The sequence below is a fragment of the Thalassospira australica genome (assembly GCF_000763295.1).
Classification (GTDB): Bacteria; Pseudomonadota; Alphaproteobacteria; order Rhodospirillales; family Thalassospiraceae; genus Thalassospira; species Thalassospira australica.
In genome coordinates this window covers 105,676-130,165 of the sequence record NZ_JRJE01000009.1, presented here as the reverse complement: position 1 = coordinate 130,165, position 24,490 = coordinate 105,676, and the positions used below count along the sequence as shown (strand labels likewise).

Genomic DNA, 24,490 nt, shown 5'->3' with positions numbered 1-24,490 from the left:
CAATCAATCGCTATGAGGGAAGATGCAATGGGACTGCCAAAAACATCTGCCTGGATGATCGTGCCGAACCTGTTGCGGACTTTGATGCGCGGTGATGTTGCGCTAAAGTCAAAGTTAATTCTTATTGCCGGGTTGGTTTATCTGATCAGCCCGGTCGACTTGCTCCCTGATGTGATTGTCGGGTTCGGGTGGCTGGATGATCTTGTGATTGTTCCTCTTCTTGGCTGGCTTTCTTACCGAAGCTTGCCAAAGAAGGTGCAAGAAGATGTTATTGTTCCAGCTGATGAGACCAGCAAAAAAAAGACACAGCGAGTATATTTGTATCTTGGTATTTTGATCGTTGCCGTCATCGTTATTGCCTTGATGAGCGGTGGAGAAAATTCACTGAATCCAGTAGTCGTTCCGCAAGTTGGCGATTAGCCTGTATCCTGCCCCTCAACCATTTGTTTGTTATGGGTGGATTTGACGCGCCGTTGATGGGGCCATAGTCTGGAAATTCAAACCGTATCAACCGGGAGAATACCCATGAGCGAAACATTCCGCGCACTGGTCCTGAACCAAGAAGATAAAAGCGTATCAGCAGAATTCAAGGATTTGACCACCGATGACCTGCCAGAAGGTGACGTTCTGGTTCGGGTTAAATGGTCAACTCTGAACTACAAGGACGGAATGGTCCTGAATGGTTTAGGGCGCCTTGTTCGCACCTATCCGCATGTGCCCGGGGTTGATTTTTCCGGTGAAGTCGTCTCATCAAGCGATGACCGGTACAAGCCGGGCGATGAGGTTGTCTTGACCGGCTGGCGTGTTGGCGAGGCGCATTGGGGGGGCTATGGCCAGCTTGCGCGCGTTAAGGCAGACTGGCTTGTGCCACTGCCTGATGGTCTTGATGCGTCACAGGCTATGGCAATCGGTACGGCAGGTTTTACCTCGATGTTGGCGGTGATGGCGCTTGAAGCGCAGGGTGTATCACCTGATCAGGATGGTGAAGTGCTTGTTACCGGGGCTGCCGGCGGGGTTGGTTCTGTAGCGGTTTCAATCCTCTCGTCGCTTGGCTATCGGGTGGCAGCATCGACCGGGCGTGCGGAAACACATGCCTATCTGCGTGACCTTGGGGCCAGTACGATCATTGATCGGAACGAACTGACTGATACAAGCAAACCGCTTTTGAAAGAGCGTTGGGTGGGGGCAATTGATAGTGTTGGAAGCAGCACGCTTGCCCATGTGCTTTCAGAAATGAAATACCGTGGCACTGTTGCTGCCTGTGGCCTTGCCGGTGGACCAGATTTGCCAGGCACGGTTATTCCGTTTCTATTGCGTGGCGTTCGGCTGATTGGCATTGATTCAGTGATGTGTCCGTATGAAACACGTGTTGATGCTTGGAAACGTCTGGCTGGCGAACTGCCAAAAGAACAACTTGTTTCGGCGACAACCAAAGTTGCGCTTTCCGACATTCTGCCTTGGGGGCAGAAAATACTGAAAGGGCAGGTTCAGGGGCGTTTGCTTGTGGACGTTCAGGATTGCTAGGATTGGCAAAGCTAGGCAGAAACAATGAGTTTCAATCAAGAATGCTTAGGATCTTGGCCAAATTTGAAAACGCGTTCATCTGACAATTGGAAATGACAACGATGTCTCAGCAGCGGTTTCGAATTCTTCTGGTAGAAGACAATCCCGGGGATGCATTTCTTGTCCGAACGCTGCTGGAAGAAACAGGTGAACCGTTTGATATCGAACATTGCAGTGACCTGACATCTGCGATGGCTATTTTGAATGGTGATGGCCCTGAATGCGTGTTCGATGTCGTGTTGCTTGATTTGACCTTGCCGGACTCATCCGGTGTCGACACCATCAGTCGGGTGCGCGGGTGTCTAAACACCGCACCCGTCGTTGTTTTGACAGGGCACAAGGACGAAGAACTTGCCTTTGAAGCCCTTCAACATGGTGCTGAAGACTATCTGACCAAAGAGTTTCCCGATGGGCGGACCATTCGTCGCTCAATCCGCTACGCGATAGAGCGATCTCGTGCCGAACGCGCACTTAAGGAAAGTGAAGAGCGCTATCGCAAGCTTGTGGAACTTGCTCCTGAACTGATCTCTGTCCTGAGCGGCGAAGAAATCGTTTACATGAACCAGCAGGGATTGACCATTCTGGGGGCTGAAGATTGCGGTGAACTGGTTGGTCGGTCCTTTATGGAAATGGTGCATCCGACAAGTCGTGAAACACTCGAAGAGTACATATCCAGATACCAAAAAGGCTATACGGGGCGCTCAGATTTTACGGTGATATGTCAGCGCCCCGCAGGGGACAATGTCGAGCTTGAAGTATCAGCAATTGCCTTCACCCACGAGGGGGCCCCCGCCATGCTGATGCTGGCAGAAGATGTCACGGAAAAACGCAAAGTCGAACGTCAACTGGTTCAAACCTCCAAGCTTGCAACACTGGGTGAAATGGCTGCATCTGTCGCTCATGAAATGAACCAGCCGCTCAATGTTATCCGGATGTCGGCTGATACCTGCGCATTGCAGTACGACCTTGATGAGGTCAAACCCGCCTTTCAGCGTGAACGGCTCTCGCTTATCAGCAGCCAGACTGAGCGCATGTCCGAGATCATCAAACATTTGCAAATCTATAGCCGCCCCGATGACGATGACTTCCGGCCTTTTGCTGTGATGAAGGCTGTCGAACGTGCCGTTGACATGATTGAGCATGATTGCCGCTTGTCCGGTATCGTGATTGACGTTGTTCCACCCCGGCATCTTTGCTTTGTGAATGGCCGTCAGGTGCAGCTTGAGCAGGTTCTGGTCAATTTGCTGAGCAATGCGCGTGACGCCATTAATGAAATTGGCGACGACGCGGGAAGCATTGGTGGCCTTATACGGGTAAGTGCATTGGTCGATGAGGACCGCAAGATGCTTAAGCTTGCGGTAAATGATAACGGTGGTGGAGTGCCTGAAGCCGCGATTGATCTTTTATTCCATCCGTTTTTCACGACCAAGGATGTCGGAAAGGGGACCGGTCTTGGGCTTTCGGTCAGTTTTGGGATCATCGAGGCAATGGGCGGCAAAATTGATGTCCGTAACGAAGGCGATGGTGCCTGCTTTGAGATTACGTTGCCGCTGGCGGACCTCGTCGTGACCGAGGAAGACGATCTGTCCGATGGGGCGTTGGAGGATGGCTGGCTTTCCGATGCTCCTTTCGGCCGTCCTGCACGGGAGAATGTACGTGTCTTGGTCGTTGACGATGAACTTGATGCAACTGAAATTATTGCCGGCTATCTAGAGGCGCAGGGTTTTAATGTGTCAGCGGCAAGCAATGGTGAAGACGCTTTGGCGATTGCCGGGATTGTTCAACCCGATATTTTGATTACTGACATCCGCATGCCACAGATGGACGGAAATACCTTGGTCAAGGAACTGCGTGACCGGAACCCGGCTTTGCCTGTGCTTGTGATGACGGGGCATCCGGGTGATGCCGAATGGCCGGATATGGATGACGACGGGGCTGATGCGCCGGTTATGGTGATGTCTAAGCCTCTCAATCTAAAAGAGCTGCTTGCGACTTTGGATGAACTCTCAGACGTCTTTAGCGGTTAGTTTCAGCGCGGCGGCAATTCTTTATTTTGATAAAGCTGAGAGCAGAACCTGCCCAGACAAGAAAAAAGCCCGGCGGTTTGCCAGGCTTTTTTGAACATTTCTTTTGGATGGCAGCGTTTAGGCTTCCCATCCCAATTGCATTGCAATTTTGACGGCCTGCGTTCTATTGGCCGCGCCCAGTTTTTTGAAAATCCCCGTCAGGTGGACCTTTACGGTAATTTCACGCACGGTAAGCTGCTTTGCGATCTCCTTGTTGGAGAGACCTTTGGTCAGAAGACCAAGCACTTCGCGCTCACGATTGGTGAGCTGACGCAGCGGGTTGTCAGGTGCCAACCCGTCAAGATCAATCTCGCCCGGGCGGATTTGAGTGCCATCATCTTCAAGCAACGCAGACGGAATGTATTTCTCGCCAGACAGAATCAAGCGCAAGGCATTGATAAGAGACTTTCCTGACAAGGTTTTGGGCAGATACCCCGAAGCGCCATGTTCAAGTGCATTCAGAACGTCGCTACGCTTAACCGAACCCGAAAGAATGACAACAGGGATCTCCGGGTGTTTTTGGCGCATGACAGTAAGCCCTGACAGCCCGTTCATACCCGGCATGTTCAGGTCGAGAATTGTCAGTTCGACGGTGGTTTCTCCGTCGACGACGGCAAGTGCTTCTGCGAAGTCTTTCGCCTGCGCGACTTCTACTTCCGGCGCTGCGAGTTTTAGGAAGGAAGTGATCCCGTCTCTAACGAGGTCGTGATCATCTGCTAGCAGGATGTTCATTTTTATGCCGTACCTGTTTTTGTCCAAAGCGCACTATTGATTGGGACCAGTGTCTTTGGAAAACGAACCGCGCAATCAAGACGGTTTGGCGATTCTGATATTTTCAATCTAAGCGTCCCCCCCGGACGCGAGCGCAGCATTCAACAAAACCGGCTTGCTGTCAAACGGCAGGATAGCTTTTGGCGGCGGAATCTATCCATTTGAATAGGTATATAGATGATTGGGTGGGTATTTTGTTGCACGTTGAATAGTATGTCAGGGGTGAATGGGGAACCAAGTGGCACTAAATCACGCTGTAATCGAAATGCTTTGCTGTATTGCGTCGCGTGATTGTGTCTGATTTGTTGCGGATTCTACTGTTAGACGAGAGGTTTCAGCGTCACTGGCAGTTGCACGTTGCAAGCTTGCCTCACGGAATGCTGCCATGTCTGCGCCAGATGGCGCATTGGGTGCCAGCGCCGCATTCTGAAGGGTCGCCAGAGCGCGATCACGGTCAGCAGCACTGCCGGATACAGATACGCTCACATCGACATGTCCCCCAATAGCATAGGCATTGCCATCCGGACCGATCTGATAGGTATATTGCGGTGCGGAGCCATAAGGTCCAGCTGCGGCTGCGTGTGCTTCCTCTTCCTGCCGTACCGCTGAGTCCCGGGCACGTAATCGATTGACCACAGCTTCTTCTGCCGGATCAAGATCCTGACCGACAGAGCGACCGCCTTGACTGTTGTTTTCCTCTGTATTGGATTCGCGTGCTTCGCGATATTCGGCCCGACTGACACCACCGGCAACGGCTTGCGCCTCGGTCAGGGTGCGCGGGTCAACAATACGGGTGCGCACACCGTCGGAATCTGCGCCAGCAACAGCATAGGGTGAATGTGCGGTCGCATTCTGGTTCTGTTGTTGGACCTCGATTGCTTCATATTCGGCCAAAACGCGCCCGTCGGCGGTTTCGGCGATTTCCCGAACATTCAGGATAACGCCCAAACCACCCCCTTTGGGGTTCGCGATGGTTTGACCTGCTGCAATCATTTGTCTTTTCGTGATCCGGCTTCGAAAACAAACTTATAATAGTCATTAGACTACCAGAAAAACCTGTCTGAGTCTTGTATTCCGATGTGGTGCTCGTTAAGCGCGTATTCCATGATACAGGGGTGTACTTGACCGCTTGCGCAACGCGGACCTTGCTGGTATCAAAATGGCCGAATTTTCTCTGGTGCCGCTAAGGAAGCCAGTTCATTTCTATCAGGAATTTAGACGCGTATGCTCGACTTCATCATTCCGGCCAATGAAAAGGTCCTGGTTACCGGCGCTGCCGGCTTTATCGGTTCCCACCTCTGCCTGAAATTGCTGGAGCAGGGGGCTACCGTTGTCGGACTTGATAACGTCAATGATTATTACGACGTCAACCTGAAAGAAGCCCGCCTCGCACGGCTGGAAGGCAAGCCCGGTTACAAGTTCATTCGCATGGACCTTGAAAACCGCGCTGGAATTGCCGATCTGTTCGCGACTGAAAAACCGACCTATGTCGTCAATTTGGCCGCACAGGCGGGGGTTCGCTACTCGATCGAGAATCCGCATGCATATATTGATGCCAACCTTGTGGGCTTTACCAACATCCTTGAGGGATGCCGCCACAATGGCGTGAAGCATTTGGTCTATGCATCCAGCAGCTCGGTTTATGGTATGAATACCGAGATGCCGTTTTCGGTGCATCACAATGTCGATCATCCGATCAGTCTGTATGCAGCGTCGAAAAAGGCCAACGAATTGATGGCACATACATATAGCCATCTCTATCGCCTGCCGACCACGGGCCTTCGGTTCTTTACGGTTTATGGCCCATGGGGACGTCCGGACATGGCATTGTTCCTGTTCACCAAGGCGATCCTCGAAGGAAAACCAATTAACGTCTTCAATGAAGGCAAGATGCGTCGCGATTTCACCTATATTGATGACATTGTCGAAGGTGTTTATCGCTGCATTTCAACGGTTGCAGAGCCGAACCCGAATTGGAATTCGGCAAAGCCTGATCCTGCAACAAGCTCGGCACCGTATCGGGTCTTTAACATCGGTAACAACAATCCGGTCGAATTGATGTACATGATCGAAACGATCGAAAAGGCATTTGGCAAAACGGCAGAGAAAAACATGCTGCCGATGCAGGATGGCGATGTTCCGGCAACCTATGCCGATGTCGATGCGCTGACCGATGCTGTTGGCTTCAAGCCGGCGACCTCGATCGAAACCGGTATCGGTAATTTCGTTGAATGGTATCGCAGTTTCTACGGATAATCTGCCCGGAGATTTCCAACTCTACTTGTGAGCTCATAGTTTCCGGCTGGCCACTTTTTCGTTGCAGGTTCTCAGCTTGTCTTCGATTATCTGGTCAACTTCAGATTGCAGGTGTCCGGGATGCGTTCGAAAAAGAGTTCACATACAGACGATGTATCGTCATGGCTTGGTAAGCCGGTCCACAAATTCACTTCATGTGTCTTTGCCGGGTTGTCGATTTTTTGGACCATCTGTGCCGTTATTGAGGGTCTTGGTGTATTACATGCATTCAACATTAATTGGATGGATGTTTTTCCGGGGCGCTCACATTCGGTAACCGTCAGTGTTTTCGGTTTCGCCTTTTCGTTGGTCCTGGGCTTCTGGGTTTATTCGTTTTCAGCTCAGCCCACCCGACGAGATGCGACATATGGTTTTGTTGGCTTAATTGTTTCAGCATTGCTTTGGTGTCAACTGACGCAGGATTTTCCTTCTTCTGCGAATGAAGTGGACCCCTCGTGGTTATGGCTTTCAATCGTTTTCACCTGCGTTTTCACACTGCTGGCGCGAAGACTTTACGCAAAAAGAATGCTCCTGCTCATTGCTCTTTGTTTGGCTGCGCCCATCGGTGCAGAAGTTTTCCTTGGGGGAGATGACTGGAATGTGGCGTTGTATGTCTCGGCTTATTGGTTGAACAGCGAAGGAGCGTGGTCTCCATTGCCTGTAATCTTCTTTGTCATGTTCCCGATATGCTTGCTGGCGTGGCGAGCAGACCAAATCGAATTTGGGTACAAATTCAAAAGACGTGCCCTTGCATGGGTCTCGATGAAGGCAAGTTTGTCGCACACGATTTTCCGCCCCGTGAATAGCCAAAATCTCTATTGGAGAAAGCAATCATTCGTTTTCTTGGTAGTTCTGATAGGTCTCATAGGCGACAGACTCGAGTTGGAGCATATTGGGTTTTTGTTCATCCTGCTGGGGGGCTTGTCCCTTCCTCTTTTGCTAGCTCGGATACTTGAGTTCCAAGGCTTCAGTCGACGCGAAAACCACAAAAAGGCGTGTTATGCGTTGGTTTATCTAATGCTGCCGGTGGTTCTTTTGGGGGCGATAATTTCAGAAGCATTGTTTTTTGTTTTCGCGTTCGCCAGTTTTTCCGCTGCACTCCAGTTCCAGCATAAAGGTAGCGTCCCGACAAGATCTGGCGATTTTTCTTACAGCTTAACCGCGTACGTTTGTTCAGTGGTCTACAATGCTGTTTTTCTTCTTTTTATAGCCCTTCTGGCATGGATTTTGGGAATGTTGGTGCCATCACTATGGGGCTATCATGGCTTGCTCGATTTGTGGGGCTTCGAAGCGATCATTGTGAGTTCTTTGATCGCCATTGCGACGGTTGGGTTGTTGGGGAAGCTGCGGGGTAGCTTTGAACAGTCGCATTCAGATGCCGTTCTCGCTGGTTTCTTGGTGTTTTTGTATTTTTTCTTTGTTGAGGGGAGATCGCCGGGGATGTCAGGAGGTTTGGCTGTCACAGCAATGCTGGTCGGAACCCTGTTCGGTGCCATGGCTATTGAGCTACTCGATCGACGTAAGGGCTTTGGCCTTGTGCTTTTGAATGGCGGCCGGGAGATTTACTCGTGGGCGATTGGCTGCCCAACGGTCCTTATTCCGCTGTCCGTTATTGGGATAATGGTTAGCGCACTCTACGGAATACGGTTCTTTACCATCAACTACCTACTGTAGCGCAGTAATCGTTTGAGCCTGTAAAAGGGGAACAAATTGGAAGATGGTGCTGCTGGGGAGATTTGAACTCCCGGCCTCTCCCTTACCAAGGGAGTGCTCTACCCCTGAGCTACAGCAGCCCGTTATACAGGCTGACCGGTGGGCAATGGTGCTGCTGGGGAGATTTGAACTCCCGGCCTCTCCCTTACCAAGGGAGTGCTCTACCCCTGAGCTACAGCAGCATGAGCCCTTGCGGTGCGGGCGGGTTATAGGCCACGGATCAGCAATCGGTCAAGCCTGAAATATGCGAAGTTTTTCGATTGTTGTCATATCATGGCTTTTTGCCCTGTTTTCGCCAAGATCGGCTGTAATTTTTCGCATGCTGTTTTATAACAGGCCAAGCATTCAAACCAGAAAACATCCGTTGGATCATGACAGCCAAAAAATCCGATGTTCGCCCGGCCGTAAATAAGGAACGCCAGAAACGCGAAGCAGAAGCGCTGCGCGCCAATCTGGCAAAGCGCAAGCAGCAGCAACGTTCACGCAAAACCGGTCAGACGGATGCGAAAAAGGACGGAAAGTCTGAGGCCTAATTTGCCATGCGTGTTCTCAGCGGCTGTCAATGTCAGGCATCGGCATCGTTTTGTTTGATCTCGGGGCGCTCAGGCGGGTAAAACCAAGGGTGCTGAACGCGGCTGGGATTTTTACAAAAACAAGGGTGACATAATGTCGGTAAGACCAGATCACTGGATACGCCAGATGGCGCAGGAAAAAGCCATGATTGAGCCGTTCGTTGACGGTTTCAAGCGTGATGATGTGATTTCCTATGGTGTCAGTTCCTATGGCTATGATGCCCGCGTTGCCGATGAGTTCAAGATTTTCACCAATGTGGACTCGGCCATCGTCGATCCCAAGGAATTTTCTGATGACGGGTTCGTCAATCGCAAAACCGATGTTTGTGTGATCCCACCCAATAGTTTTGCCCTGGCCCGCACGGTGGAATATTTCCGCATCCCGCGCGACACGCTGGTGATCTGCCTTGGTAAATCGACCTATGCCCGTTGCGGTATTATCGTCAATGTCACGCCGCTGGAGCCGGAATGGGAAGGGCACGTGACGCTGGAATTTTCAAACACAACCCCACTTCCGGCACGCATCTACGCCAACGAAGGCGCCTGTCAGTTCATCTTCCTCAAGGCGGAAAGTGAATGCGATACCTCCTATGCGGATCGTGCAGGGAAATATATGGGCCAAAAAGGTGTCACATTGCCGCGCCTGTGATAAAGGGATGGCACAAATCTGGTGGTGAAACACCAAGACACGCGTTCGCTGTGCCAACGCGCGCAGCATAAAGAGGACTGAATGGACAAGATCAAGATTTCCGGTGGTCGCCGGTTGCAGGGAAAAATTGCAATTGGTGGCGCCAAAAATGCGGCTTTGCCTTTGATGGCTGCAGCTTTGTTGACAGATGAAACGCTGACCCTTTCGAATTTGCCGCATCTGGCAGATATCACATCGATGGCCAATCTTTTGGCTCAGCATGGTGTGGCGTTGCATCTGAACGGGCATGCGCCCAATGGTGGGCATACTGGCCGCGTTCTTGAAATGACAGCCAAGGAAATCACATCGACGACCGCCCCCTATGATCTGGTGCGCAAGATGCGCGCATCGGTTCTGGTGTTGGGCCCGATTGTTGCGCGCTGTGGCGTTGCACGTGTGTCCTTGCCTGGGGGCTGCGCGATCGGGAACCGTCCGGTGGACCTGCACCTCAAGGCACTCGAAGCCATGGGCGCTGAAATCCATCTGACCGAAGGTTACATTGAAGCCCGTGCGCCAGAAGGTCTTAAAGGTGGGCATGTCCTGTTCCCACAGGTTTCGGTCGGTGCGACGGAAAATGCACTGATGGCCGCATCCCTTGCTGATGGTGTGGTGACGATTGGGAATGCCGCACGTGAACCCGAAGTATCCGACCTTGCCCATTGCCTTGTTGCCATGGGGGCCGAGATCGAAGGTATTGGCACTGATACCCTGAAAGTTACGGGGAAACCCCGCTTGCATGGTGCGGAATACTCTGTTGTTCCTGATCGAATTGAAACGGGTACCTATGCCATTGCTGCTGCGATTACCGGGGGAGACATTGAATTAACGGGCACGCGCGTTGAGCTAATCGACAGTCTGGTTGATGCGATGCGTGCTGCGGGCGTTGAAGTCGAAGAAACCGAGAACGGTATGATTGTGCGCGGTAATCGTGCAACGCTTAAGGGCGTTGATGTGATGACCGAACCTTATCCGGGTTTCCCGACCGATATGCAGGCGCAATTCATGGCGCTGATGTCGGTCGCCAATGGTGCGTCCATGATCACGGAAACGATCTTTGAAAACCGTTTCATGCATGTCCCTGAACTGAGCCGCATGGGGGCTGATGTAAATGTCCACGGTCGTTCTGCCATCGTGCGCGGAAGCGCAAAACTTTCGGGTGCGGAAGTTATGGCAACAGATCTGCGGGCATCGGTTTCGATGGTGCTTGCGGGCTTGGCAGCCGAGGGCGAGACGGTTATTAACCGTGTCTATCATCTTGACCGTGGCTATGAACGGCTTGAAGAAAAACTTAGCTCCTGCGGGGCTAAAATCGAACGTGTTCGGGTTCCGGCCTGAGTGAACGGCCTCCCGGACAACTGAAAAACGCGTAAGGCGACTGATTTATGAGTGACGAAAAGCTGGTGCTGGCCCTGCCGAAGGGGCGCATTCTTGACGAGGTGATGCCCCTGGTCCGATCCGCCGGGATCGAGCCGGAAGCGGCCTTTGATGATCCGAAATCCCGTGCCCTTCGGTTTGCCACCAACCATCCGCATATTGATATCATTCGTGTGCGCAGCTTTGATGTTGCAACCTTTGTCGCCTTTGGTGCTGCTCATATTGGCGTTTGTGGCAATGATGTCCTGATGGAGTTTGACTACCCTGACATCTATGCACCGCTTGATCTTGATATCGGGCATTGCCGAATTGCCGTGGCCGAACCCGAAGAAATGATTGATGGTGATGATCCGTCGCGCTGGTCACATGTTCGGGTTGCAACCAAATACCCCAACATTACCCGAACGCATTTTGCCAAACGCGGTGTGCAGGCGGAATGCATCAAACTGAACGGGGCGATGGAACTGGCACCGACCCTTGGCCTGTGCCGGCGTATCGTTGACCTGGTGTCGACAGGCAATACCCTTAAGGCCAATGGTCTGCGTGAAATTGAACATGTTGCTGATGTCACCTCGCGCCTGATTGTCAATCGTGCGGCGCTTAAAACCCGCCCAACTGATATTCAGCCCTGGATCGACCGTTTTTCCGAGGTGCTCAATGCCGCTTAAGCTTTCCAATACTGACGCTGGCTTTGAGGAAGACTTTGTCAAACTTCTGGGCATGAAACGTGAATCAGATGCTGATGTTGATGCGGCTGTCGCAAACATCATTGCTGATGTCCGCGCGCGCGGCGATGCAGCGGTGTGTGATTACACCAACCGGTTTGACCGCCTGAACATCGAGGCATCCACAATGGCCGTCACCGCCACTGAAGTTGATGCTGCGCTTGAGGATATTGCGCCGGATTTGTTGAAGTCACTGGAACTTGCGGCAGATCGTATTCGCGCCTATCACGAAAAACAGATGCCTGCCGATGAACGTTATACCGATGAAAGCGGTGTCGAGCTTGGCTGGCGTTGGCGCGCGGTATCGGCTGCTGGGCTTTATGTGCCCGGCGGGCTTGCATCCTATCCGTCATCGGTTCTGATGAACGCGATCCCGGCCAAGGTCGCCGGTGTGGAGCGTCTTGTCATGGTGGTGCCGACCCCTGACAACAAAATGAACCCGCTGGTTCTGGCCGCGGCCCGGATTGCCGGGGTTGACGAGATTTATCGTATTGGCGGGGCGCAGGCGATTGCAGCCCTTGCCTATGGCACGGAAACCATCAAGCCGGTTGATAAGATCGTCGGTCCGGGCAATGCCTTTGTCGCGGCGGCAAAGCGCCGCGTTTTCGGGCAAGTCGGCATTGATATGATTGCGGGCCCATCGGAAATTCTGGTCGTCGCAGATGGCACCAACGATCCCAGTTGGGTTGCGGCCGATCTTTTGTCGCAGGCCGAACATGACCCGGTCGCACAATCGATCCTGATCACTGATGATGCTGTATTTGCCGATAAGGTGCAGGACGCGATCGATACCCATCTTGAAACACTGCCGCGTGCCGAGATTGCCAGTGCAAGCTGGCGCGACTTTGGTGCAATTGTTTTGGTCGAAAATCTGTCGCAGGCTCCGGCCCTTGTGGATCGGATCGCACCGGAACATCTTGAATTGGCGGTGGACGACCCGGACGCACTGGCTGAAGACATTCATCACGCCGGCGCGATTTTCCTGGGAAGGTACACACCAGAAGCCATTGGCGATTATGTTGCCGGGCCGAACCACGTATTGCCGACCGCCCGTTCGGCACGGTTTTCGTCGGGTCTTGGGGTGTTGGACTTCGTCAAGCGGTCTTCGCTGATCAAGTGCACACCCGAAAGTCTGGCAAAGATCGGACCAGCGGCCATCGCCCTTGCGGAAAGCGAAGGTTTGCAGGCGCATGGACTTTCGGTAGCGATCCGGTCAAACCAGATGTAAGCTATTGCAGCGCAGCGTGTAAGGGGGCCGCAGGGAGAGAGCCATGGCAGAAAACCAATGTATTGCCGGTATCTATCTTGACGAAAAGTACAAGGTGCGGCGCCGTCCTGAGGTCGAACACGAGCAGGCGGTGGCAATCTATGACCTGCTGGAAGAAAACCATTTCGAACCTGCTGGTGGTTTTGAAGGCCCGTATTCTGTGCATATGCGGATTGAAGACAACCGCATTTACATGGATGTGCGTGGTGACGACGATACCGAAAACCTGACAACCATTCCTGTACCGTTGTCTCCGTTTCGTCGAATCGTCAAAGACTATTTCATGATCTGTGAAAGCTATTACGACGCCATCAAAAAGGCGAGTGCAGCACAGATCGAAACCATCGATATGGCCCGGCGCGGTCTTCACAATGAAGGGTCAGAACAGTTACGTGAACTTCTGACCGACAAGGTGACGATTGATGAAAATACCGCGCGTCGCCTGTTTACGCTGATTTGTGTCCTTCACATCCGGGGTTAAGGCACAGTGGCAGAAGAACTTCCCGGCTCGGTTCTTTTTGCCTGCAGCTATAATGCCGTGCGTTCGGTGATGGCTGCTGCCCTGATGCGTCACTATCACGGGGCCCGCATCTATGTTGAAAGTTGCGGGGTGCGTGCTGGTGACCTTGATGGTTTCGCCGTTGCCGTGATGGAGGAAATCGGTCTTGATATTTCCTCATACAATTCCAAAACCTTTGATCAGCTTGAAGACGGGTTCTTTGATCTGATTATCACCATGTCACCAGAAGCCCAGCACCGTGCGGTCGAAATGACCCGCACTATGGCCTGTGATGTGGAGTTCTGGAATACTTTTGATGCAACCATTGTCGAAGGTTCGCGTGAAACCCGCCTTGAGGCCTATCGGCAGGTGCGCGATCAGATCAAAAAACGCATTCTGGCGCGCTTCCCTGCGGAAGGTGGGCCAAGCCTGTAGGCGTGTCCTGCTATGGATCGCTGGTTTTGGCAAGATTGTCGAACGCATCACCATCCAGAACATAAATCTTTTCATCGTCAGCGTGGCGCATGCCAAGTTTTTCATAGAACCGCTGACCCACCATGTTTTCAGCATCTACCGACAGTCGGATATAAGCTTTCCCGGTTTGCTGAGCATGTCGGGCGACCACTGAAACAAGGTGTCGGGCAAATCCGCCCCCGCGATGGGACGGGGCGACATAAAGGTCCTGAATATAAAGCCCGGCACGTCCGCGAAAGGTCGAATAACTGGGAAAGAAGATGCACATTGCAACGGGTGTTTCGTCTTGGGTTGCGATCATGGCTTCAAAAGCTGGTGCGTCCCCGAAACCGTCGCGTGCAAGATCATCGGGCGTGCTTACAAGCTTGTCCGCGCACCCGGTGGCCTTTCCAATTTCCATAGCCATGGCATGGAGTGCGTTGGCATCCTGTTTCCGGGCGAGGCGGATATGGGGTGATTTGGTGGGCATCAAGGTATCTTTCTTCAGGTGTACTAGGGGCTTGTCCCATTTTGCCAAACAATAGGGCGTATTGAGCTTTTCGAAAAGGACGGGTCGGGCCCTGTGGATTTTGGGCTGTTTTGGTGGGCTGACAGGGTGAAAATTGATGCCATACCATTTGCGCAGTGCTGGAACGCCGCGCCCTTGACGTGAAAGGACTTGACCTTTTGCGCGGTTCAGAGCAGTTTGCGCCCCACCGGTATTTTGATATTGCAATACGAAAGCTAGGAGTCACATGGCTAAAGAAGACGTTATCGAGTTTCAGGGCACTGTCGTTGAACTTCTGCCCAATGCGATGTTTCGCGTGAAGCTGGACAATGACCACGAAATCCTTGCTCATACTTCGGGTAAGATGCGCAAGAACCGTATTCGTGTTCTCGCAGGCGACCGTGTCAGCGTCGAAATGACCCCTTATGACCTGACCAAAGGTCGTATTACCTTCCGTTTCAAGTAATCTATAGCCTGTCTTGGCGCAAATTGACCTTGTTCGGCGCGCAGTTTACCTTTGCGTCCAACGAGTTTTGCTGTCTTGGGAAAATGGGTGAGAAGCTCACACTCTATTTTCCGGGGTTAAAGATCCGATATCGGGGAGCCACGCCTTGTCACAACTGATACTGGCATCTGCATCGCCGCGCCGTCTTGAGCTGCTTGCGCAGATCGGAATTGTGCCAGATCAGGTCGTTCCTGCCGATATCGATGAAACGCCGAAGCGTGATGAAAGTCCGCGCCGACTGGCCCTGCGCCTTGCCGAAGAAAAAGCCCGTGCTGTTGCCAAAAGCAATGGCGGGGCTTTTGTACTTGCTGCAGATACGGTTGTGGCGTGCGGCAGGCGCGCACTGGGCAAGGCCGAAGACACTGCCGAGGCGCGCAAGTTCCTGACCCTTCTTTCCGGTCGACGTCATCGCGTTTATGGCGGCATGTGCCTGATTGCCCCGGATGGCACCGAACGATCACGGGTGATCGAAACGCAGGTAAGGTTCCGCACACTTGGTCCCGATGACCTGAAGCGCTATTTGTCGCATGATGAATGGCAGGGCAAGGCGGGTGCTTATGCAATTCAGGGCCATGGGGCGACCTTTGTGAAGGCGATCTCGGGCTCTTATTCCAACGTCGTCGGACTGTCTCTGTGCGAGGTGGACGGTCTTTTGCGCGGCCTTGGCTATACGCCAAAAGAGGACTGATCATGACAGTTGGCGGCACCCATCATCACCGCCTGCTGATTGATGCCGTTGCGCTTGAACGCAGGGTGGCCCTGATTGAAGACGGGCGTCTGACCCGCCTTTGGATCGACCGGGGTGGCCCGGTACGATTTGATATCCATCTTGGACGTGTGACAAAGTTGTTGCCTGAAATGGCTGCGGCCATGGTTGCCCTTGATGGTCTGGCCGATGGCCTTTTGCCCCTTGATCGCTACAACGGCTCCTTGCATGAGGGGCAGTGGGTTTTGGTTCAGGTCTCCCGTCTTGGGTTCGAGGACAAGGGCGTAAAACTTACCGGCCGGATCGCCATCGAAGGTGTTGGCATGATCCTGCGTCCGGGGGCGAAACATCTGGAACTGCCCCGCAAGCTCAAGGATGAGGCAAGGCGCTCCGAACTTCTTTCCGTTCTAAAATCCCTGCAAACGGATGAAGATGGCATCATGTTGCGGTCTGTCGCGCTGGATTGGACGCCAGATGCCATTGTTGCAGAATACCGCCGCTTGAAAGCGCAATGGCAAAAGGCACTCAAGGCCGCAGCCACCCCGTCCAAGCCCCTTTTGGTGCGAAAGGCCCCGTCTGACCTTGATCAGATGATAGAGCGCCATTTAGTCGCCGGGGGCGAATGCATTGTCGATGGCACCGAAGAATTTGTGCGTTTGCGTGGCGTGCTCAAGGGGCTTGATAAACCGGACGAAGCGATTATGCCCCATACCGGTACACGCCTGTTGTTTGATGATCAGGATGTCGAAAGCGAAATAACATCCGCTCTTGAGGTCCGTGTTGATCTGGTAGGCGGCGGTTGGATCGCGATTGATCAGGCAACAGCCTTGTGTGCGATTGATGTGAATGCCGCAGGGGCTGACGTCGGACGTGACAGTGACGCCCGTGCAATTGAACTCAATGTGCGTGCCGCACAGGAAATTGTGAATCAAATTCGGCTGAGAAACATCGGCGGTCTGATCGTGATTGATCCGCTCAGGATGAAATCACGTGCCGGGCGCGATAAGTTTGAAGCTGCAATCAGAAACGCCTTTGGCGCAGAATTGGATGGTGCTGTGCAGATTGGCGGCTTTACCCGGCTTGGTCTTTATGAATTTAGCCGCCAGCGGGCAGGCGAATCGCTTTTGGCCAAAATGCGGGTCCAGCAGCCCAATGATGTGCTTTCGGCGTCAGCGGCAGCGAATTCTGTACTGCGCGCCATTGTCGCAGAAACCCGTAATGGCGTTGCAGGGGGGTATACCATTTATGTTGCCCCACCTGTGGCAGAGGTGCTTGCGCGGCGGGATGATCCGCTCCAAATATTGACCAAGGTACTTGGGGCGACGCCAAAGATTGCAGGTGATCGGATGCTCAAAAACGATATCTACCGGTTGGAGAAAAACGAACATGAGTGAGAAAAAGACAACGAAAACAGCCAGCTCCGACTGTGCCGTTTGCAGTAAACCGGTCGATGAAAAATACAAGCCGTTTTGCTCGAAGCGCTGTGCTGATCTCGACCTTGGCAAGTGGTTGAATGAAAGCTACGCAATTCCCGCCAGCGAGCCGCCAGAGTATCTGGAAGACCTTGAAGATGAACAAGAATTTCAATCGTGAAGCGGACGGGAAAAAAAATGTGATTTGAGGCTGGACAAGCCCCAAAGGAGTTTGTATAACCCCGCTCGTTCCGCAGGGAACACTCCGGAAACGGAGACGAAAGTCGGATTTGCCCAGGTAGCTCAGTTGGTAGAGCAGTGGACTGAAAATCCGCGTGTCGGTGGTTCGAGTCCGCCCCTGGGCACCATCTTTCGGTAGCCAAAAAAACCCGGCCTTTTGGCCGGGTTTTTTGTTTTTCATTGATGCTTTAGGTTGCAGGTTCTTGTTATGGCCTTGGCAACAACAATGAAAACTCAACCAGGCTCTTGTCGTCATTCTCGCCTTTTGCAATCAGGTGGCGGGTGCTGTCGACACGGAAATCTCCCGATGCGAAATCCCCTTTGTTGCAATTGGCAAACCATGTTCCGGCTTCGGGCGTGGCATACTTTGTAACGCGAAACTGTACGCTGCACTGATCACTTTCGGGGCCGGTGAATTTCAATGTTCCGCCATAATCCTTTATGGAAATGTCGGCATCAAGATCGCTGTCTTTGAAGCTGTTGCCCCATACCATTGCCACGGTTCCGCTATAAGCTCCCAATTTGGTGTTGGCCACCCAATCCGTTTCCGCAGTTCGTGGCGATGCGCCCTGATGGTTTCCTTCTGACCCGCAATTGGTTGGGGTGATCCCTTTTACCCGTGCCGCATAAGCCTGTCGGTCGTCAATAACGGCAATCTGCTGGGTGAAACGTGCCATGTTGAAGTCGGACTGTCCGCAATAATAGGCTGTTACAACCGTATCAATGGTGCCTTGGTCATTGTCATAGATTTTCCGTCCTTTTGTGGCTCGTACGCCGAACCGGGCAAATGAACACTCTGTTCTGCCATTAAGCAGGGCATCAGCGTAGTAGCCAACGGCCTTGCCGTTGGCATTTGAGGTGATCGGGTATGTCTGCTGAATGGTAATTTCGGCGCTGTCGAATGCAGATCTGAATTCCTGTTCGTCGGCAAGGTGAACTTCAGATTGGGTTTTGAACCAGCCATCAAATGTATATGCGGTTGTGACGACTCCCTGACCACATGCCAGTTCCCAACGGTCATTCTGGACCTGACCATTGTTACGTTCGTTCTGTTCAAGCTTCGTTACCGGAACGCTTGATATCGTCGGAACATTGAACCGCGATTTCCCCAGCGGTTTTTCCTGCCATTCCGAGAAATTGTTTTCGCGTGTGGTTTGACACCCGACCAGTACTGCTGACACGGCGATAATTGCCAAACATTGAATCTTCTTTTTGGAATTCATTTTGCCCTCACTATTTATGTCCCAACGGCACGATAACTCTTTGTGAAGACAATGAAACCTGTTCGAAGGTAGAGGCGGTTAGCTGATCCCCATCGGTATCGGATTCGAAGTATTCGACAGCTTTCCCCTTGTATCGCCAGAAATTGTGCAAATTATCGAGTTGATGTTCATTCGCGCCCGAACGGAACGTTGCGCTAGCAATCCATTTTCGAATGAAAACAGGTTTCTGAGCAAACTGTTGATCGCTTTTTTAATGCTTGATTTCGGGCGGAATTCTGCCTTTTGTTGCAAAAATTTTACACTCCGCTACCATCAATTCCGCTGCGTGTTTCAACCCGCTGAAACATAAAACTGGTTATTACTTGGTGGCAACAGCGTGCGCCGCGCTGTGATGAAAACTCGCTTGGGGGAAACCAGATGACCGAGAAGCAGATCGAGATCGAACTTAAATTGCGGATCGATCCGAAACATGTTGCGCGCCTTAAAAACGCGCCGGTTCTGCGCGAGGTCAAGGAAGGTCGCCGCCTGCTGACGACACATCTTGTTTCCATCTATCATGATACGCCCAAACTTTCATTGGCAGACAAGGGTCTTGCCGTGCGGCTGCGTAAAAAGGGCGGACGTGGGTGGGAGCAAACCGTCAAGGCCACCAACGGCCTGCGCGAAGCCCTGCCGGAACGCAATGAATGGACGGTTGAGCTTGAAGAGGGTGCGCTTGATCTTGATCGCTTTACCGACAAGGACGTCAAAAAACTTCTGAAGAAGTTTGTAAAAAAGAAGAAAATCGAACGCATCTTTGAAAGTGACCTCAAGCGCGGTGCAGTGGATCTAACCTACCGCGATGCGGTCATGGAACTTGCCATCGATCAAGGTGTGGTGCGCGCAGGTGACAAAGAAGCCCCCATTTCCGAGGTCGAGTTCGAACTGAAAAAAGGCCATCCAGCAGCCCTGTTTGACCTGGCGCTTGAACTGCAACGCACGGTCCCGCTTTTGCTTAGCATGCGCTCCAAGGCGTCACGCGGGCGTGATCTTTATCTTGGCAGGGGGCCGGGCGCCTATCGGGCAGCCCCGGTGGCGTTAACCCCGGATATGTCGGCTGAAACGGCGTTTCGACTTGTTCTGGCGCAAGGCCTGCGCATGATCCTGAGCAACGAAGTTTGCGTTCGTCAGGATATTGACGTCGAAGGATGCCATCAGATGCGGGTGGGGATGCGCCGCCTTCGTGTTGCATTGAACCTGTTTAAGAAAAACCTGCCTGCGGGCGAAGCTGTTTTGCTGCGTCGCTTGTTAAAGAAATGTAGCAAGGGGCTTGATGATCTTCGTGATTGGGATGTGTTCCTTGGGGAGACACTGCCGATGATTGAGGCGCGGTTCCCGGAACATGGGGGTATCCCCCAACTGCGCAAGGCAGCAGAAAAACAGCGTGCCGCCGCCCTTGCCGCCGCCCATGACATGCTTGATCAGCCGGAATACGGGCAATTGCTTTTGCTTCTTGGAGCATGGGCCAGTTATTCGCGCTGGGCATCGGGTGCCAGTGCCGAACAGATGAAGGCCATGGCAGCCCCTGTATCGGAAATGGCCGAACCGCTTTTGGATCAGGCCTACAATCGTGTGACCAAGCGTCGCGCTCAAATCGCCGATTTGACCATTCCGCAGCTTCATGCGCTGCGCCTTGATGTCAAACAGATGCGTTATGGTACGGAGTTCTTCGGTGCAATCTATGGCGCCAAGAAAGTCAAAAAATTCCGAACAAAACTGGTCGGAATGCAGGAAATTCTCGGGCAATTGCAGGATGCAGCAGTGGCTGAAAAACGCCTGATAGCGTTGGCGCCTCAGCTTTCAAAAGATGGGATGATTGCCGTTGGTTTGATATCTGGCTGGTTTGGTGCGCGTGCGGACCACAAGCTTGAAGGATTGCAACAGGCGATGCAGGGGTTCACCGACCAAAAGCCATTCTGGAAATAGTATACTTTATAGTGCATCAGGTTAAATAGCGTGTCGGGATTACCCGACCGCCTTTTTCATGTCCTGATAGGCCGCAAGAGCGCGTTCACGGCCTTCCTTAAGGCCAATCAGTGGTTCGGGGTAGGTTGCGCCCAAAGTCACGCCAGCAGCCTTTAGGATAAGCGCGGAGGCATCCCAGGGTTTGTGGATATATTGTTCAGGCATGTCGCGCAGTTCCGGTACCCATTTGCGGACATAGTCGCCCTTGGGGTCGAACTTTTCCCCCTGAAGGACCGGGTTGAAGATCCGGAAATAGGGGGCGGCATCTGCACCGCATCCGCCGATCCATTGCCAAGAAAACGGATTATTGGCCGGGCAGGCATCGACAAGCGTATCATCAAACCAGGCCAAGCCATCGGACCAATGGATCAAAAGATGTTTGACCAGAATGGAGCCGACAATCATCCGCACCCGGTTATGCATATAGCCTGTATGCCAAAGCTCACGCATACCGGCATCAACAATCGGAAAGCCCGTTTGTCCTTTTTGCCAACGTTTTAACGCCTTGGCGTCATCGGCCCAGGGGAAATGTTTGAATTGCCCTTGTAGCGGAACTTCGCGCAGGTCGGTGGCATGGAACAGAACGTGGTGCGCAAATTCACGCCAGCCAAGCTCTGCCATGAATTTTGATGCGGTTTTGCCTTTGCCCGGGTTGGCATCGGCAAAATGGCTGGCACTGTGCCAGACCTGATAGGGACTAATTTCGCCAAAGCGCAGATGCGCAGAAAGTTCAGACGTTACCCGATGGTCTGGGCGGTCACGCATATCGGCATAATCGTCAAGCCGGTCATCAATAAAGCCAAAAAGCTGATCTTTTGCGCCTTGCTCGCCCGGTGAGAAACGCTCGGCAAGGCCAGTGGCCCAGTCAAACGGTTTGGGGTGCAGATCAAAGGCCGCAAGTTCCGTTTCACCATCAAGCTTGCCATCAAAGACCGTGATGCTTTGAGGAGCCTTCTTTGGTGCGCGCGGTGGGGGCAGTTTCTGGCAGGCGCGCCAGAACGGGCTGTAAACCTTGAAGTCCGTGCCAGCCCCCGTTTTGACATCCCACGGTTCGAATATAAGGTTCGCCTTATGGCTTTCACACGTCAGGCCACGGTCCTGAAGGGTTGTCTTGATATCGGTATCACGTGTGATTGATGGTCTGTCATAAAGCCGGTTCCAGAAGACGGCCTTGATCGCATGTGCCTCGACAAGGTTTTCAATCGTCGTTCCGGCGTCACCGGCAAAATAGCGCAAGGTGCTGTTCGTCTTGCTGATGTTGCCGATGCTTTCCTGAAGTTTTGTCAGGCTTTTCTCAAGCCACCATTTGGTGGCCCCGCCCAATTGATCGGAAATAACTGGATCAAGAATAAAGATCGGCAACACGACGCCATCATGTTCATCGGCCCATTTGATGGCGGCCAAAAGTGCCGGATTATCCGCAAGTCGCAGATCATTTCGAAACCACATGATTGCGATCGGGCGTTCAGTCATCGGTATTCCTGGCTTGGTTTGGGCAATTTACGGTGAGGTGTGCTGGGAAGGTGTAAAATCGGCCGAGGGGAGAGAGCGTCGCGACTGTGACAGCGTATAGAGGGGGCCGAGGCGCTCTCTCTGGCTCGGGGTACATCAAGTGTTACGTCGAATGACTTCGACCAGTTCACCAAAACTTTCAGAAAGTGCATCTTTTTTCCAACCGGCAAATCCAAGCACAAGACCCTGCGGCAGGTTCTGTCGATTTTTATCATCCTTATTATGGTAGTAGGACGATAATGCACGGCAATCCAAGCCTGCCTTGATCAGTTTTTCCTGCATTAAAACATCATCATGACCGGCAATCAGGCGGACACAAAGGTGCAATCCGCCATCTGAAGGCATCACCGACAAAAGATCATCTGCGGACGACGAAATCAATTCGATCAAATGGGCACGACGTTCTGCGTATTGTACTCGCATTTTGCGGATATGACTGCCGAAATGACCTTCGGCGAAAAAGGCGCCCAAGGCTGCTTGTGCTGTCGGGCCTGGGACGCCATCAGCAAAGCCCCGTATACCGCGAAAGGCCGGAACCAAAGCCGGTGGCAGAACAAGATACCCAAGTCGAATGCCCGGAAACATCACACGTGAAAACGTGCCGACATAGATCACCCGATTGTTGGTGTCCAATCCCTGAAGCGATGAAAGCGGTGGGCCGTCATAGCGATAGTCGCTGTCGTAATCATCTTCGACGATCCAGGCATCGGTTTCTTCTGCCCATTGCAAAAGCGCAAGACGCCGGGCAAGCGACAAGGTTTTGCCCAATGGGTAGTTGCGCGATGGCGTGGTCACTACAATTCGGGCAGGAGATGGCGTTTGGGAAAGACGATCTACATTTAAACCGTCCTCATCAACCGTGATGGGGTGAACCACCCCGCCACTGGCTGCCAGAACACCACGAATGCCCTCATATCCGGGATCCTCGGTAGCAATAATATCGCCGGGATCGACAAGGGCACGTGCCGTCAGATCAAGTGCCTGCTGCGCACCCGATACAATCATCACTTGATTGGCATCACAATTCACCCCGCGCGACTGGCGCAGCCATTTGGCAATCTCGTCACGCAATAGCGCAAGGCCAAGTGGATCATCGGGAATTGTCAAATCAAGGTCAGGTGCCCGCCAGGAACGACGTAACAGGCGTGCCCAAAGATCAAACGGAAATCCATCCAAATCCGGTGTGGCCGGATTAAATGGACGGGCAACGCGAAAGCGTGGAAAGCGCCGCTGATAGTTCAGCATGCGTTTTGCACTTTGGCTTAATCGTAACAGGCGTTGATCGGAATGTGCCTGTTGAGTTGCGATGCGATGCGTGCTGGTTTGCATGTCACGATCAGGAAGAGACCGGGCGACAAAGCTTCCGGCCCCAACCCGTGTTTCAAGATAGCCTTCTGATGTCAAAAGATCGAAACTGGTCACAACCGTGTTGCGTGACACCCCCAGCGATTTTGCCAGATCGCGACTGGCCGGAAGGCGTTCGCCCGGATGCAAGCGGCCATCAAGAATGGCAGACCGTATCCCGTGATAAAGACGGCGATAGGCGGTCGTCCTGTTTTGATCTTCGGCGTCGTTTTGCTGGCTTGGATAAATCCAGCTGTAATCACTGCGCGGCATGGCGATCCTGAAGGTAATATTGGTTCTATCATTTTTATTATAATGGACCTTTTGAAAAGTCCAATTTGCTCCATGATCAGGGGCAATATCGCCACCAGAATTCATATAAGAGGCCACGCCATGTCTGATCAATACGACGTTCATCCGCACACAAAAGTCATCCGGGGACCGAAACGGGCGACTTATGACCGCAAGCTTGTGCATGGGATCATTGATGATGCTCTGATTTGCCATGTTGGAACGGTCGTTAACGGGCGTCCTGCGATGATCCCGACTGCCCATTGGCGGGTAGGCGAACGGATTTATATCCATGGGGCGTCAAAAAATCGGATATTGGCCGCCATCGCCGATGGAGCAGAGGCCTGCCTTTGCGTTACGCATCTTGATGGTTTGGTGATGGCGCGATCGGCCTTCCATCATTCGGCCAACTATCGGTCGGTCGTGATTTATGGCAAGGGCGAACTGGTCGCTGACGACGCCGACAAGATGGAGCATTCCCGCCTGTTTACCGAAAAACTGGAGCCGGGGCGCTGGGATCATATTCGCCAGCCCAACAAACAGGAGCTTAAGGCGACCATGTTCCTTGGGTTCGATCTGGACGAAGTATCGGCAAAGGTCCGCGATGGTGATCCGGTTGATGACGACGAAGACTATGGTTGGCCTGTGTGGGCTGGTGTCCTGCCCTGTGCTACCCAGTGGGGCACCCCCATTGACGATGCGCGTATCACAGCGGGTTATGAAGGCAAAGGTCATCAAAGGGACTGAATGCAAAACAGG

General features: G+C 52.7%; 24 protein-coding genes and 3 tRNA genes. 19 read left to right on the top strand and 8 right to left on the bottom strand.

The annotated features are described in order from the left end of the window. Window positions 1-27 precede the first annotated feature (27 nt). The 3 genes from JF44_RS0108155 (at window position 28) to JF44_RS0108145 (ending at window position 3,590) form a co-directional block, all read left to right on the top strand. Window positions 28-420, top strand: a complete 393-nt coding sequence (locus JF44_RS0108155; protein ID WP_238318400.1) for a YkvA family protein — start codon at window positions 28-30, stop codon at window positions 418-420. Between the two features lie 105 nt (window positions 421-525). Next, complete coding sequence (gene acuI / locus JF44_RS0108150; RefSeq protein ID WP_033068475.1) at window positions 526-1,524, top strand: acrylyl-CoA reductase (NADPH); 999 nt, start codon at window positions 526-528, stop codon at window positions 1,522-1,524. Between the two features lie 101 nt (window positions 1,525-1,625). Further along, window positions 1,626-3,590: a hybrid sensor histidine kinase/response regulator gene (locus tag JF44_RS0108145; protein WP_033068600.1), complete on the top strand. Its 1,965-nt coding sequence runs from the start codon at window positions 1,626-1,628 to the stop codon at window positions 3,588-3,590. Window positions 3,591-3,707: 117 nt separating this feature from the next. Here the strand turns inward: JF44_RS0108145 and JF44_RS0108140 are convergent, their stop codons facing one another. Both JF44_RS0108140 and JF44_RS0108135 read right to left on the bottom strand, forming a co-directional pair. After that, entirely contained in the window at window positions 3,708-4,361 is a 654-nt protein-coding gene (locus JF44_RS0108140; protein WP_033068474.1) for a response regulator, read from the bottom strand. A gap of 288 nt (window positions 4,362-4,649) precedes the next feature. Continuing rightward, window positions 4,650-5,393 carry a putative metalloprotease CJM1_0395 family protein gene (locus tag JF44_RS0108135; protein WP_033068473.1) on the bottom strand — a complete coding sequence of 248 codons (744 nt, stop codon included), beginning with the start codon at window positions 5,391-5,393 and terminating at the stop codon, window positions 4,650-4,652. A gap of 231 nt (window positions 5,394-5,624) precedes the next feature. Between JF44_RS0108135 and JF44_RS0108130 the strand changes: the two genes are divergently transcribed. Next, on the top strand, window positions 5,625-6,656 hold the full coding sequence (locus JF44_RS0108130) for an NAD-dependent epimerase (RefSeq protein ID WP_033068472.1): 1,032 nt from the start codon (window positions 5,625-5,627) through the stop codon (window positions 6,654-6,656). Between the two features lie 120 nt (window positions 6,657-6,776). After that, entirely contained in the window at window positions 6,777-8,369 is a 1,593-nt protein-coding gene (locus JF44_RS0108125) for a hypothetical protein (protein ID WP_156111630.1), read from the top strand. Between the two features lie 44 nt (window positions 8,370-8,413). Here JF44_RS0108125 and JF44_RS0108120 read toward each other — a convergent pair. Both JF44_RS0108120 and JF44_RS0108115 read right to left on the bottom strand, forming a co-directional pair. Beyond that, window positions 8,414-8,488: transfer RNA gene (locus tag JF44_RS0108120), tRNA-Thr, on the bottom strand. A 27-nt stretch (window positions 8,489-8,515) separates the two neighbouring features. Beyond that, window positions 8,516-8,590, bottom strand: a tRNA-Thr gene (locus JF44_RS0108115). Window positions 8,591-8,779: 189 nt separating this feature from the next. Here JF44_RS0108115 and JF44_RS20560 point away from each other — a divergent pair. The 7 genes from JF44_RS20560 to JF44_RS0108085 all read left to right on the top strand — a co-directional run bounded on the left by JF44_RS20560 (window position 8,780) and on the right by JF44_RS0108085 (window position 13,968). Next, the gene (locus JF44_RS20560; protein WP_202901491.1) at window positions 8,780-8,941 is read left to right on the top strand and encodes a hypothetical protein; all 162 of its coding nucleotides are present in this window, start codon (window positions 8,780-8,782) and stop codon (window positions 8,939-8,941) included. Between the two features lie 133 nt (window positions 8,942-9,074). Beyond that, window positions 9,075-9,629: a dCTP deaminase gene (gene dcd / locus JF44_RS0108110; protein WP_033068470.1), complete on the top strand. Its 555-nt coding sequence runs from the start codon at window positions 9,075-9,077 to the stop codon at window positions 9,627-9,629. An 81-nt stretch (window positions 9,630-9,710) separates the two neighbouring features. Continuing rightward, entirely contained in the window at window positions 9,711-11,003 is a 1,293-nt protein-coding gene (gene murA, locus JF44_RS0108105) for a UDP-N-acetylglucosamine 1-carboxyvinyltransferase (protein WP_033068469.1), read from the top strand. A gap of 47 nt (window positions 11,004-11,050) precedes the next feature. Beyond that, a complete protein-coding gene (hisG, locus tag JF44_RS0108100) occupies window positions 11,051-11,710 on the top strand; it encodes an ATP phosphoribosyltransferase (protein ID WP_033068468.1) in 660 nt (219 codons plus the stop codon). Beyond that, window positions 11,700-12,995 carry a histidinol dehydrogenase gene (gene hisD / locus JF44_RS0108095; protein WP_033068467.1) on the top strand — a complete coding sequence of 432 codons (1,296 nt, stop codon included), beginning with the start codon at window positions 11,700-11,702 and terminating at the stop codon, window positions 12,993-12,995. The genes hisG and hisD overlap by 11 nt, the downstream gene beginning before the upstream one ends. Window positions 12,996-13,038: 43 nt before the next feature. Further along, window positions 13,039-13,515, top strand: a complete 477-nt coding sequence (locus JF44_RS0108090) for a UPF0262 family protein (protein ID WP_033068466.1) — start codon at window positions 13,039-13,041, stop codon at window positions 13,513-13,515. A 6-nt stretch (window positions 13,516-13,521) separates the two neighbouring features. Then, window positions 13,522-13,968, top strand: a complete 447-nt coding sequence (locus tag JF44_RS0108085) for an arsenate reductase ArsC (RefSeq protein ID WP_033068465.1) — start codon at window positions 13,522-13,524, stop codon at window positions 13,966-13,968. A gap of 10 nt (window positions 13,969-13,978) precedes the next feature. Here the strand turns inward: JF44_RS0108085 and JF44_RS0108080 are convergent, their stop codons facing one another. Then, the gene (locus JF44_RS0108080; protein ID WP_033068599.1) at window positions 13,979-14,476 is read right to left on the bottom strand and encodes a GNAT family N-acetyltransferase; all 498 of its coding nucleotides are present in this window, start codon (window positions 14,474-14,476) and stop codon (window positions 13,979-13,981) included. A gap of 265 nt (window positions 14,477-14,741) precedes the next feature. On the opposite strand from JF44_RS0108080, the gene infA reads away from it, so the two are divergent. The 5 genes from infA to JF44_RS0108055 all read left to right on the top strand — a co-directional run bounded on the left by infA (window position 14,742) and on the right by JF44_RS0108055 (window position 17,485). Then, window positions 14,742-14,960: a translation initiation factor IF-1 gene (infA, locus tag JF44_RS0108075; RefSeq protein WP_007092059.1), complete on the top strand. Its 219-nt coding sequence runs from the start codon at window positions 14,742-14,744 to the stop codon at window positions 14,958-14,960. A 145-nt stretch (window positions 14,961-15,105) separates the two neighbouring features. Continuing rightward, window positions 15,106-15,687: a Maf family protein gene (locus JF44_RS0108070; protein WP_033068464.1), complete on the top strand. Its 582-nt coding sequence runs from the start codon at window positions 15,106-15,108 to the stop codon at window positions 15,685-15,687. 2 nt (window positions 15,688-15,689) lie between these two features. Next, window positions 15,690-17,099 (top strand): ribonuclease E/G, encoded by a 1,410-nt coding sequence (locus tag JF44_RS0108065; protein WP_033068463.1) that lies wholly within the window; start codon window positions 15,690-15,692, stop codon window positions 17,097-17,099. Then, window positions 17,092-17,298 (top strand): DNA gyrase inhibitor YacG, encoded by a 207-nt coding sequence (locus JF44_RS0108060; RefSeq protein WP_033068462.1) that lies wholly within the window; start codon window positions 17,092-17,094, stop codon window positions 17,296-17,298. Before JF44_RS0108065 ends, JF44_RS0108060 begins: the two co-directional genes overlap by 8 nt. 111 nt (window positions 17,299-17,409) lie before the next feature. Continuing rightward, window positions 17,410-17,485, top strand: a tRNA-Phe gene (locus JF44_RS0108055). A gap of 78 nt (window positions 17,486-17,563) precedes the next feature. Here the strand turns inward: JF44_RS0108055 and JF44_RS0108050 are convergent. Continuing rightward, the gene (locus JF44_RS0108050) at window positions 17,564-18,580 is read right to left on the bottom strand and encodes a hypothetical protein (protein WP_033068461.1); all 1,017 of its coding nucleotides are present in this window, start codon (window positions 18,578-18,580) and stop codon (window positions 17,564-17,566) included. A gap of 417 nt (window positions 18,581-18,997) precedes the next feature. Here JF44_RS0108050 and JF44_RS0108045 point away from each other — a divergent pair, with 417 nt between their 5' ends. Further along, entirely contained in the window at window positions 18,998-20,545 is a 1,548-nt protein-coding gene (locus JF44_RS0108045; protein ID WP_033068460.1) for a CYTH and CHAD domain-containing protein, read from the top strand. A gap of 39 nt (window positions 20,546-20,584) precedes the next feature. Here JF44_RS0108045 and JF44_RS0108040 read toward each other — a convergent pair whose 3' ends face one another. Both JF44_RS0108040 and pdxR read right to left on the bottom strand, forming a co-directional pair. Continuing rightward, window positions 20,585-22,057 (bottom strand): cryptochrome/photolyase family protein, encoded by a 1,473-nt coding sequence (locus JF44_RS0108040; RefSeq protein ID WP_033068459.1) that lies wholly within the window; start codon window positions 22,055-22,057, stop codon window positions 20,585-20,587. A 135-nt stretch (window positions 22,058-22,192) separates the two neighbouring features. After that, window positions 22,193-23,713 (bottom strand): MocR-like pyridoxine biosynthesis transcription factor PdxR, encoded by a 1,521-nt coding sequence (gene pdxR / locus JF44_RS0108035; RefSeq protein ID WP_033068598.1) that lies wholly within the window; start codon window positions 23,711-23,713, stop codon window positions 22,193-22,195. A gap of 120 nt (window positions 23,714-23,833) precedes the next feature. Here pdxR and JF44_RS0108030 point away from each other — a divergent pair, with 120 nt between their 5' ends. After that, window positions 23,834-24,478: a pyridoxamine 5'-phosphate oxidase family protein gene (locus tag JF44_RS0108030; protein WP_033068458.1), complete on the top strand. Its 645-nt coding sequence runs from the start codon at window positions 23,834-23,836 to the stop codon at window positions 24,476-24,478. Window positions 24,479-24,490 lie beyond the last annotated feature (12 nt).